Source organism: Shewanella putrefaciens (genome assembly GCF_016406305.1).
Classification (GTDB): Bacteria; Pseudomonadota; Gammaproteobacteria; order Enterobacterales; family Shewanellaceae; genus Shewanella; species Shewanella putrefaciens_C.
Genome location: NZ_CP066369.1, coordinates 110,565 through 122,451, shown reverse-complemented (window position 1 = coordinate 122,451; position 11,887 = coordinate 110,565). Strand labels below are relative to the sequence as shown.

The window sequence follows — 11,887 nt, the reverse complement described above, 5'->3', positions numbered from 1 at the left end:
CCATTAACTCGTCCCTGAGGGCTCGACGGCGGCATCCATGCCGCCAACGGTCACTTACATGCCAGTGCTTAACCTACCTAACCAATTAATAAAATTATAGATTTTTTACAACTATACATTATGAATAATTTTACAATGGGTGGAGCATTAAATTTCTCTACTGTATTCTTTTATTCGTAAAAAGTAGCTGTATTTAGTAATTGCTCACTAAAATTGAAAATATCATCAAGTTTATCAATTGGATGTCGTGTTTCATCTTTATCCGGACCTATGATACCTAAGTATTTTTGTTTGGCATTGAAATGTAAACGGCAGAGTGGCTTCCTGTTATTGTCATCGAGCAATATACCAAAGTAGCTTTGGGTATCTCTTGCGATTACTCGGCTTAAGTCTACTTTCTGTCTAAGTATTGCTTTTATTATGTTGTAACCTTCTATTTCCTCGCTTGTTGTTACAACTTTTGCTTTTTCATCTTCGGTTTTTACAATGACTTCTTGCTGCTGGGCTTCTGACGCTGCTTTGTCATTGCTTAATGCTGTTTTTAAGCGCTCATTGATGCTATCACTTAAGAATTGCATAAGTGCTTTGTGGGTAATGTCGTAAAACTGCTGCTTTACTTTTGGGGTTAGCGTGCCTTCATAGCTACGTGAAGCAAAGAATCTTACGAATTCTTCTTCAGGTTCTTTAAATTGTTCTGCAATAATTTTTTTTATTTGGCTTAAGTATTTTAGCTCGCCAGCACTACTAACTATTGAATCTATATTAAATACTGATTTAGCAAGCTTTTTTACTTCAGGAATAATGTGCTCATCTATGCTTTCAAGATCAAATTTTAAAAATGGTTTTTCATCCATTTTGTTTGGGGCGTCTGAATCAGTAAATATTTGATATTCAGCCCCATTGGTGAGTATGGCTAGACGGGCGTTGGTGACAGAAAAGTATCTAAACAGTTGGGATGCGTGTTTTATTGTGAGCTTCTCACCGTATTTTTTACACTCTATCAGTATTTGTACTTCACCATCTTTCATTAGAGCGTAATCAACTTTCTCGCCTTTTTTACTGGCCGTATCAGCCGTAAATTCTGGTATTACTTCTGTTGGATCATATACATCCCAGCCTAAGACTTTGTCTAAAAACGGCATAATCAGCGCATTTTTAGTGGCTTCTTCTGTTAGTAGGTTATTTTGAATTTGTGGTATGCGTCTTGCGAGTACATTTATACGTTCAATAAAATCCATCTCATTGCCCTCTATGTTTGGGTATTAGTACCAAACTACATTATCTTAGATCAGTACGGAGTACCAAATAACTTTGCAAAGTTGGCCATGCAGGTAATTGATTCATATTCCATTAGCACTCTTATATGCACTTACTATAGGCATTAAAATTATGCTTTAAAGGTTACAGAGAAATACCGAAATTGAAGAAATTAAGCACTCTCGCGGAAGTGACCGTTGGCGGCATGGCCGCTCATTCACATCCATGTGATCGCGACATTCGCACATCCATATGCAGCAGATGCCGCCGTCGAGCCCTCAGGGACGACTTCTTATAAAATAAAAAGGTGGCGTGTCACTGAAGTGAGAGTGCTTAATAGCACCCGTTACTAAACCCTGTACAAAACTTCGCGGCATAGTTTACTCCACCCCATCACATTGGGATTTACCCGCTTGATAACAGCTGGGTTGCCGTGGGCAGACTGCGCCGCGGGAGCAGATAAGCCGAGCATCGTTTTTAATGCCACGCTCAATCCAGTTGATATTCAATATCTTAGCCACACTCACTAAGTCACTTTTAATATGCTTAGGAATCGTGACAGAGCCGCCACCAGAGACGCAGGCGGCTTTTAAATCATGGGCGATAGAGAGCGCATCTTTACCTTGGGCTTCAATTGCCGGGTTTAAGTCGATACCAGCGCAGAGCACATGGGGGTTGCCCGCCGAGTCTTCGACCTTAATCGACTCGCAGCAGTAAATCCGTGGCTCATTGCCCACATTTAAAATTGAAATTTGCGCCGAAGTGCCGACCGTTGGCTCGCTGATCATCCTAAATACTGCCCAGTGCTGGCATGGGTCCTCGACTAGCCGCATATTGCCCCACGGCAGGGGAATACCATTGCCACGGTAAACCGCTTTGAGTTTGCCTGGCGCGTAGGCATCAAAATAATGCCAATGGGGATAAGGCGATACCACAGTCATGCGCCGCATGGCGACCGAGGCCGACACTTGCAGCTGCTTATGCACTTCAATCTCATAACCGTGGCGGTCGAGCAATTGCCGATAGGGCACTTTAGGGCACAACAGGGCGCCGGCAAAAAAGCTCGATTCAAAATCACGCCACGCATGCAAAATATCCTGTGCATTCAATGTATTGGATTGCATGGTCACTTCTTCATCCATCTCCAGTTTGCGGCCCGAGATCATCACACTCTTAAGCCCATCTTTGTTGTGTAATACACAATGGCCGATATGGGCGGCGAGATCGTACTTAAGCCGGCTGGGGCGGTTTTTAAGCATTTTATTGATGTAAATCGTGCTCGGCGGCTCGAAAAATGATGTGACTAACTGGTGCGAACTGATGCCTCGCTCGTCGATAACTTCCTGTGGCGTGCTATCAATCCATTTGATTTTTAAGCCTATGCCCTTGGCGATATCCAGCATATCTTCGAGGGATAATGGCATACGTTTAAGCCCAACCTCCTCGGCGGCGCGCTCAAGATCGGGAAAATGGTTTTGATGGTGTTCCTGATGGGCGCGGATCAACAAATGGGCAAATTGCCGACCCGAGATCCCGGTCTGCGATAACATTTCCGGTATCGCTATTTGCAAAATATCATTGGAAAACAAAAAGCTGGGCTCGAGTGCCATGCCGCTAATCCCACCACGGCGACCCTTATCTGGCGTGATGGCGCTTTCTTCGGGCACATCATCTAAAAACCAGTCGACCTCTTTCTGAAACACGGCGGCGATCACCGCCAACATCTCGGCACTCGGCACCCGTTTTCCGCGTTCGATCATCGACAAATATGACACAGAGGGCGCACTGCCCGCATCGACGCGGATGCAACGTGCCGATAAATCTTCCATGGTTAAATTGTTACGTTTCCGTAGGTTACGTATTTTAGTCCCGAGGAAGTGTGATTTTCTCATCAAGCTCTGGTCATTGCGCATTTTGTAAAATTCACATTGTAAAATTTTTATTGTGAAATTGTAGTCAAAAAAAGACTAGACTACAAATCAAGCAATCAAGGAAAGACTAATGCGCACAAGCTAAGCCATTCCAGTACCAGAAATGCTTAACGATTCACCTTAAAAGTGGATAAGCACTTAAAGCGGACAAACCAAATTGAAGACAAACTTTGATAGGCCACAAGTTAAATCAAAAACCTGAATTTTTTAAATTGAAAGAGTAAGAGGAACGAGCGATGAATATGTCAATGATCCAGAGCAACCAGATCCAACCGAATCTAAATAGCCTCATCGCAGAAGAAGTGCTCGCCGTGGCCCAAGTGAACGTCGCCGAGCACGAGAAAATCGCCAAGGCGAAACAGTTCCTCGACAGAGCCTTTCCACTTAACTCGGGTTCACATCAGGATGTGAGCAGTTATGTGGTTTACTATCAGCACCTGTTGGCCTTTTTCGCCGATGGTAGCCACAGTGGTTTACGTCAGCCAAAACAGTTTGTGGCCTTTAACGGCACCAAAGACTCCCCCAGCGCCATAGTGTTGCAGGATCAAGGTTGCCATGTAGAACTCAGTTTCGACCGCAGCGGTATGATAGGAGCAAGGGATCTGGCCAATCTGGAAGATGTCCAAATCGAAGCGCCATTATCGATGGAAACAACGGAAGCTCGTTCTAGCGCTTCTCGCCATTGGCTCAGTTTGCTGCATGCGGGTATGTCCAGTGCTAACGATACCCAAGATAAACAATTTACCGCCAAGGATGGTGGTGATTACAGCTTGAAAAATATAGTAAATTTATAATCTATCGAGGAGATTAACGGATTTAAGTTAATCTCCTTCCCTTCGCTGCTACTTTATCTCGTCATCCGTCATCCGTCATCCGTCATCCGCAGAACAGTAAATAAAACTGACTAATCAATTAAGTTAAATTGATTTTATTGAAGCAAGCAGTCACAGCTATAATGCCCTCCACTCAACCTCCAAGATCCATCCCTATTAATCGCCATATTGTGGCTGCCGCTTAATATGAAGATCTGTGTTGGAACGATAAACCCTAATCGCTCGAGCCTAAGGTGTTATGAATTCTTCGTCGACATTGACCCAACAGAATAAACGTCAGCGTATTATTTTCATTTGTGCGGGCCTGTTATGCCTCGCGCCTTTTATCTCGTCCCCCATGGCGTTAGTGCTGGGCTTCACCTTAGCCAGTCTTGGCTGGGTGCCAACCCAATGGAATATTGCCGCACTCACCAAAAAACTCCTGTCTTATTCGATCATTGGCTTAGGGTTTGGGATTAATTTAAATGCGGCGATCGAGGCGAGCAGTAACAACTTTGGCCTAATTGTCGGCTCCATTTTTTTTACCTTAGCCCTAGGCTTTGTACTCACCCGCGCACTGAAATTTGATCCAGTCACGGGTCACTTGATTGCCTCCGGTACCGCTATTTGCGGTGGCAGCGCCATTGCCGCAGTGGCGCCAGCCATCAATGCCCGCAACGATCAAACCGCCACGGCATTGGCCTGCGTATTTGTGCTCAATTCAGTCGCGCTATTTTTATTCCCAGCACTCGGCCACTTGCTCAATATGAGCCAATACGATTTTGGCGTGTGGAGTGCTATCGCCATTCACGATACTTCATCAGTTGTTGGCGCGGCTTCGGCCTACGGCGATGAAGCCTTAAAAACCGCAACCACCATTAAACTCGCCCGTGCCCTGTGGATCATCCCGATTGCATTGGTCAGCGCTATGCTGTTTGGTGGCGATAAGCGCAAACTTAACCTACCGTATTTTATCGGTTTTTACTGTTTAGCCATTGCGGTGGCCCATTGGTTGCCACAATTTAATGCCGTGTATGACATCCTATTTACTGTGTCAAAACGTGCCTTAGTGCTGTGTTTGTTTTTGATTGGTGCGGGAATTACAGTGCAGAAAATGCGGGCGAGTGGCCCCAAACCGCTGTTGCTTGGGGTGATGCTGTGGGCAGCAATCGGAATAATGTCTCTAGTGTATATTTTGTATTTTCAATAACTAAAGCTTAAGGTTACTCGGCACTTGGCTTGATCCGCCAAGCCCAACTGAGGACGCCAACAAAGGCAGAAAATTCGATAAGTGAACGCACTAACCCTGTGGTTTGCGTCGAAGCGATCAAGGCAATCAGGGAAAACACGATAATCAGCCAGTTTTTCAATTGCATCTTCCTGCAAACTTAGGGGATGCTCATTATTGTTTAGAACTAAAAACTCAGCAAATATCGATTTTCAATAACAAATAGCTATAACAGCTAAGCCCATGCTGTGGTCATTAGGCCGCCTGATGGCTTGACCCCGCTTCGTTCGCTGCAAGATCTTGATTATGCTCTTGAATAAAGTCTTCCATAAACCAAGCACAAAAAGTATGGCGTCCATCGACTGCCGCTTTACCATAAATGGTCGAGGCCTGCTGCCTGACGGTTTTTTCTTTAGTCTGGCGCACTTCGGCAATTTCTTTAAAACTTAGGCCCTTAAGCAGTAAAAATGCCACTTGCTGCTCACTCTTAGTAAAGCCCCAAGTCTCGAATTGCTGCGACACGGCTTGGCTGTATTCTTGTCTGGCAGAACGCATCTGCGTCGACAGATTGTCGATTTTTTTATCCGCATGCTCGAGCCGTTTAGCCAAGGCTTTAACCTCGCGGGAGCGGCGAATAAGGTCATAACTTAAGTACATAGCACCAATAGCCGTAAGCACTAACAGTACGGCTTCCTGCGCGATATGCCATTGGGGAATACCCAATTGCATGTCGGAAGTGATGTCGAAAAGCTTAAAGCACATGATCAAGGCCAACAGACCAATAATGACAAGATCCTTCATTTAAAACTCCTAAACAAAAGCAAAATCAACCAATTATTTTATGGGACATATGTACCATGGGCGGTTTTATGATACATGTCCCCCACGACTTTCCCCCACCAATCCCTACACTGACAGTACACTTTAATACCATAGAATCGTCCTATGTCTGTCAGTACGTCTTGTATCAAGTTATGTCTGTTGGCAAGCTTAGTCAGCAGCAGTTTCCTGTGTCTCGCCGCGAATTCCGAACCTTCTGCTAATTTCGAGCTATCTCAAGCACTCTCCACCAGCCAAGCTAGATTAGATTCTTTATCTCAATCGGGCGGTCAGTTACCGCCATCGCAAATAAATTTAAGCAGTTCATCTTGGCTCAATGGTCTACCGAGCATTAGCCTGAGCCACTTAGGTAGCCTAGATAATGGTAACAGCTACGAGCAGGAACTCTCACTCAATTTGCCAATAAAATCCCCTGCTTTGCACAGTAGCGATAAACAAATTAAACAACTCACCCAAGGCATTCAGGTACAACAAGCCGCGCTGCAGGGCCTGTATTTATCGGGATTATTGCGCCAAAGCCTGTGGGAACATCGCCTCGCCGCCGTAAAACTGGCCCAGTTAGATCGCAAGAGCCAATTACTCGACAAACTCCATAGTCAGCAAAAGCAACTCACGGATGCGGGCGAACTGCCGATTGCCAACATACTCCTGTTAGAACGCGAACTGGTGGATATTGCACTGGAGCGGGTCGACCTTAACCAGCAACTGGCCGAGGCGCTTGCCCTCTACCAGCAACTTACCGGGCAAGAGCAAATACCGCAGAACATAGCCGAAACTGCGAGGCCACTTTCTACGGGCACTCAAAACAATGACATGCTAGCGCAGCATCCGTTGTGGCAACTGTTAAGCCTGCAAAAGCAGCAACAGCTGTTGATCATCCAAAGCCAGCAAGCGGGGAATAACGATCCTTGGACTGTCTCACTCACGACCAAAAATACCGCCGATAATCAAGTCGATGATCAACAGCTTGGCATCGCCGTTTCTGTGCCACTGACCTTAGGTTCAGCCCTATCGCAAACCGAATTATCCCAATGGCAACAAGCCAATGCCGAGCACACGCTCAACCTCGACCGTACCTATATCGAGCTAAAAACTCAGCTTAAAAAGCTAGAGCAACAGCAACAAAATCTGCTCGACCAACAGACATTGCTAACCCAAGCTCTGCACCTTAGCCGCACCATCACAGAGGAGTTGGCTAAGGTTAAAGACCAAAACCAAGTTAGCTACGAAGTCTGGCTGCGCCGCTATATGGATGCCCTCGATACCGAATCCCGCTTGGCACTGAACCAAGTCGCGCAGCAACAACTGCACTCCCAACAACTGCAAGCCGTAGGAATTTCATTATGATGGCCAAGTACAGCGCATGCCTTTTCTGTCTATCCGCCAGTGTTGCCACCTTAGTGCAGGCTGAATCCTTAACCATTAGTTCCCTCGGTAATTTAGACCTGAGTTATGTGCAGCCGCAAAAAGTCGCCAGCTATGAGGGCAGTCCATTGCCCGCGCAGGTTGAAATCCTCCCAGGTAATGATTACTGGATCAGCACGCCGGAGAATATCCAACAGATCAGCTTCCTAGTCGGCCAAGGCCAGCTGGTTACTAAGGGCCAAGCGATAGTCAAACTGACAGGGCCAGAAGTGTTCCACTACCTCACCCAAGTCGAAGCCGCCAGCAGCTTATACCAACTGGCAAAGAGCCGTTATGAGCGCAATAAACCCTTAGTAAACAATGGCAGTATCAGCGCCGAAAAGTGGCGAGAGATCAGCCAAGACTACTTCAGCACTCACCTCGAATACGAGCACATGCAGCATTTTATGGAGATAGTCAAAAGCACAGATGCCACCACAGACTCCCTAGTGGTAGGCACGCCAGTGGCGGGGATCGTTAAACTCAATCAAGTGAATGGGCCTTATATGGCGGGTTCACAGCTATTCTCACTGGTGCCTAGCGACAGTATTCGCGTCAAGGTCAGCGTGCCTATGAGCCAGTCACATTCGCTCTCAGCGGTGAATATCAATCAGTGCCATATCGCCATCGAGTCCGTGTCGGCCATCGCCGAAGGTGCCTTTGTGACCGCTTGGTCATCACCCGTACCGCAGGAGTGTAACTTACTGTTAGGACAACAGATCACTGTGATACCCGAGTATCAAAAGGCGGTGTATTTATTGCCTAAAAATAGCGTATTCAGTTGGGAGCAAGACAGCCAAGTCTTCACTAAAACCGCCGACACGCTCACCTCGATTACGATCGATATTCTTGGCTCAACCCCCGAGCAATATATCGTTGAAAGCGATCAAGATCTCAGCCAAATCCAAGTGTTATCCCAGTCAGTTGCTGCAGTCAAAGGCATAATGCTTGGCTTAGGAGGCGAATAAGATGTTGACCTCAGTCATCCGCTTTTCGCTTACGCAGCGCTTATTTGTGCTGATTGTGGCGCTGATCATCATGTTAGCGGGAGCACGAGCCTGGTTTTCCATTCCCTTGGATGCCTTTCCCGATATTTCGCCCACCCAAGTGAAGATCATCCTCAAGGCGCCCGGCATGACGCCGGAGGAAATTGAAGCACAAATAACCGTGCCGATTGAAACTGAATTGTTAGGCATTCCCCATCAATCGATTCTGCGCTCGACCACTAAATACGCCATCAGCGATATCACCCTAGATTTCGACGAAGGCACAGATATCTATTGGGCGCGCCAGCAGGTGAGCGAGCGCATCGCCGCCGTGTGGGACAGTTTCCCTGAAGGTGTAACCGGTGGCGTGGCGCCTATGAGTACCCCACTCAGTGAAATCTTTATGTTTTCACTCGAAAATCCCAATCTATCGCTAATGGAAAGGCGTCAATTACTCGAATGGGAAATCCGCCCACTGTTACGCACCGTTGCGGGTGTCGCCGATGTGAATATCCTCGGAGGCTATGCTAAAAGCTTTAGTGTGACCCCTAAACCTGCAGCCATGGCGGCCGCGGGTGTGAGCTTTGCGGCGCTGCAACAGGCGATAGTGGAGAATAATCACAACGAAGGCGCGGGCAAGCTCACTATTGGTACAGATACCATCATAGTGCGCGCCGAAGGTCGCATCGATGATATCGACGAGCTCAAACAATTAGTGATCAAGGCCGATGATGCCAGAGTGTATCGACTGCAGGATTTGGCCGATATTCAAATTGGCCACTTAGCCCGCTATGGCGCAGTCACTAAAGACGGCAATGAAACCGCCGAAGCCTTAATCATCGCCCTAAAAGACGCCAATACCGCACAAGTAGTCAAAAACATTAAAGAAAAACTCGATCAAATCAGCCTAACCTTGCCAGAAGGGAGCCAGATAAACACCTTTTATGACCGCGCGAATCTGATCAATACCGCGATTGAGACCATCTCCAATGCCTTATTCGAAGCCGTAGTGTTGGTGATCATCTTGCTGGCGCTATTTTTAGGTAACGTGCGCGCCGCATTGGTCGTGTCACTCTCGCTGCCTCTTGCCGCGTTGATGACGTTTTTGATGATGGATTACTTCAATCTTTCTGCGAACTTAATGAGCCTAGGCGGACTGGTTATTGCCATCGGCATGTTAGTGGATTCATCTGTGGTCGTGGTCGAAAACATGGTGAATCTCATCGCTACTAAGCAGAGATTACCGCGGCTGCATTTGATTTTTCGCGCAACCAAGGACGTTGCCATTCCCGTGGTATCGGGCACAGTGATCGTCATGATAGTGTTCTCGCCTCTGCTGACCTTGAGCGGGCTCGAAGGCAAACTCTTCACTCCGGTTGCGGTCACTATCGTGTTTGCCATGCTGTCGGCGCTGGTGTTGTCCTTAACTGTTATTCCGGTTATCGCCTCTTACCTCGTCAACGAAAAAGCCGCCAAGGAACCTAAGGCGATTGAAAAGCTTAAACAGCTTTATCTGGCCAGCCTCAAGGGCACGTTTAGCCATCAAAAACGCTTTATGGTGATCGCCTTTAGCTTGCTTATCGTCAGCTTAGGCTTGTTCGGGTTAGTGGGAAAAACCTTTATGCCGACCTTAGATGAGGGCGACATTATCCTGCAGTTGGAGAAATCCCCATCGATTTCACTCGAAGCTTCGATTGCCATCGACAAGCAAATTCAGCAAACCTTGCTGGCTAAAGTTCCTGAAATCAAACAAATGGTGGCGCGTACTGGCGCGGATGAAATCGGCTTAGATCCCATGGGGCTCAATGAAACCGATGTGTTCTTAGAACTTCTGCCCCGCAGCGAATGGCGCTTTGCCAATAAAGAAGCGCTTATCGATGCGATCCGCACTGTGTTATTGGACTATCCCGGCGTTAATTTTAACTTTACTCAACCGATACAAATGCGTGTGTCCGAAATGCTCACCGGCAGCATTGGCGACGTGGCGATTAAGGTCTTTGGTAATGATATCGACACCTTAGGCCAGCTCACGAGCCAAATCCAACAGCTGGTTAATGCCACCAGCGGCAGCGTCGATGTGAAAATGGCGATGATCGAAGGCAGTCCTTTTATCAACCTCACCTTAGATAACGAGCTTGCCCGTGGCTTTGGCATGAGCACCTTGGAGTTTGCCCGCTATCTGAAAAGCCAACTCGAAGGCGTGATAGTGACCGAAGTGCTGCAGGGTAAGAAGCGCACGCCCGTGCTGATGGCGAATAATCAGAGCCAATTAAGCAGCATTAATGAGCTTAAAAATCAGTTACTGGTGATGCCTGATCACTCCTTAAAACGCCTGAGTGATGTCGCCACCTTAAGTTATAAACAAGGCCCCATCCTTATCGAGCGTGAGCAAGGTAATCGCTTTTCAGTGATCACCACCAACGTGCAGGGTCGCGATATTGTGAGTTTTGTAGAAGAGCTCAACGCTAAAATCGCAAAGGAAATCAAACTCCCGAGCGGTTATAGCGTGAGTTTTGGTGGCGAGTTTGAAAACCAGCAACGGGCCACCAGCAATCTCCTATTAGTGATCCCCATTGCTATCGCACTGATCACTTTGATTTTATTTACCACATTTGGCTCACTTGCCAAAGCGGGCTTAATCCTTGCCAACGTCCCCTTCGCTATGATGGGCGGCATAGTTAGCCTGTATTTATCGGGGGAATATTTATCTGTACCCGCCTCGGTTGGCTTTATCGCCCTGCTCGGTGTCGCTGTGCTCAATGGCGTGGTGATGGTCAGCTATTACGAACAAACCAAGCACATGTTTAGCAACCTGCGCGAACGGGTGGAACAAGGTGCAGCGCGGCGTTTGCGGCCCATTTTGATGACGGCGACAACGGCCATGTTTGGCCTAATACCGCTAGTGTTTGCCTCGGGTCCTGGGGCTGAAATTCAAAAACCCTTAGCGATTGTGGTGATTGGCGGCCTGCTCACTTCAACCATTACCACACTGTATTTACTGCCAATTCTGTATTTTTGGCTGGAGAAACGTAAATGAGCACAGAACAACTGTTAGTACTGATCGCCCAAAATGATATTAAGGACGACATAGTCGATACCTTGATAGAGTTGGAGTTTCTATCGGGTTTTAGCCTAGGCAATATTTGTGGTTTCAGCCGTGAACACAGCCATTTTAATATCAAGGAACAAGTGGAAGGTTATCGGGAGTTCTGCAAATTCGAAATCATGCACCCCGCAGCGCAACAAGCGGCACTGCTCGCGGCGCTGGCGTTGGTCTGCAAACATAATCCCTGTCGCTATTGGATTATGCCCATCTATCAAAATGGCACTCTATCCTAATTTGCAGCGCCATTAACCGCGTTAAATCTAGGTATACCGACCTTATCACTAAGGTCAGTATGCCTTTAAAATAACGACCAAATTGGAAGA

Annotated in this window: 10 protein-coding genes; 6 read left to right on the top strand and 4 right to left on the bottom strand. The window is 47.1% G+C overall.

Features of this window, described 5'->3' with window-relative positions; genetic code table 11:
• Positions 1-170 precede the first annotated feature (170 nt).
• Together JFT56_RS00530 and JFT56_RS00525 are read right to left on the bottom strand one after the other, a co-directional pair.
• Positions 171-1,238, bottom strand: a complete 1,068-nt coding sequence (locus tag JFT56_RS00530; RefSeq protein WP_198781853.1) for a type I restriction endonuclease — start codon at positions 1,236-1,238, stop codon at positions 171-173.
• Positions 1,239-1,637: 399 nt separating this feature from the next.
• Positions 1,638-3,170 carry a DUF3612 domain-containing protein gene (locus tag JFT56_RS00525; protein ID WP_198781852.1) on the bottom strand — a complete coding sequence of 511 codons (1,533 nt, stop codon included), beginning with the start codon at positions 3,168-3,170 and terminating at the stop codon, positions 1,638-1,640.
• 254 nt (positions 3,171-3,424) lie between these two features.
• Between JFT56_RS00525 and JFT56_RS00520 the strand changes: the two genes are divergently transcribed.
• Positions 3,425-3,982, top strand: a complete 558-nt coding sequence (locus JFT56_RS00520; RefSeq protein ID WP_198781851.1) for a malate synthase — start codon at positions 3,425-3,427, stop codon at positions 3,980-3,982.
• 277 nt (positions 3,983-4,259) lie between these two features.
• Entirely contained in the window at positions 4,260-5,210 is a 951-nt protein-coding gene (locus tag JFT56_RS00515) for a YeiH family protein (RefSeq protein ID WP_198781850.1), read from the top strand.
• A 13-nt stretch (positions 5,211-5,223) separates the two neighbouring features.
• Here JFT56_RS00515 and JFT56_RS00510 read toward each other — a convergent pair whose 3' ends face one another.
• Positions 5,224-5,370 (bottom strand): hypothetical protein, encoded by a 147-nt coding sequence (locus JFT56_RS00510; RefSeq protein WP_198783661.1) that lies wholly within the window; start codon positions 5,368-5,370, stop codon positions 5,224-5,226.
• Positions 5,371-5,483: 113 nt separating this feature from the next.
• Entirely contained in the window at positions 5,484-6,029 is a 546-nt protein-coding gene (locus JFT56_RS00505) for a helix-turn-helix transcriptional regulator (RefSeq protein WP_198781849.1), read from the bottom strand.
• A gap of 144 nt (positions 6,030-6,173) precedes the next feature.
• On the opposite strand from JFT56_RS00505, the gene JFT56_RS00500 reads away from it, so the two are divergent.
• The 4 genes from JFT56_RS00500 to JFT56_RS00485 are packed head-to-tail and all read left to right on the top strand — an operon-like array spanning position 6,174 to position 11,797.
• The gene (locus JFT56_RS00500; protein ID WP_198781848.1) at positions 6,174-7,415 is read left to right on the top strand and encodes a metal transporter; all 1,242 of its coding nucleotides are present in this window, start codon (positions 6,174-6,176) and stop codon (positions 7,413-7,415) included.
• Positions 7,412-8,440, top strand: coding sequence for a membrane fusion-like protein (locus JFT56_RS00495; RefSeq protein WP_198781847.1), 1,029 nt, complete (start codon positions 7,412-7,414; stop codon positions 8,438-8,440). Before JFT56_RS00500 ends, JFT56_RS00495 begins: the two co-directional genes overlap by 4 nt.
• A 1-nt stretch (position 8,441) precedes the next feature.
• The gene (locus JFT56_RS00490; protein ID WP_198781846.1) at positions 8,442-11,495 is read left to right on the top strand and encodes an efflux RND transporter permease subunit; all 3,054 of its coding nucleotides are present in this window, start codon (positions 8,442-8,444) and stop codon (positions 11,493-11,495) included.
• On the top strand, positions 11,492-11,797 hold the full coding sequence (locus JFT56_RS00485; RefSeq protein ID WP_006079422.1) for a DUF3240 family protein: 306 nt from the start codon (positions 11,492-11,494) through the stop codon (positions 11,795-11,797). Before JFT56_RS00490 ends, JFT56_RS00485 begins: the two co-directional genes overlap by 4 nt.
• Positions 11,798-11,887: the final 90 nt, after the last annotated feature.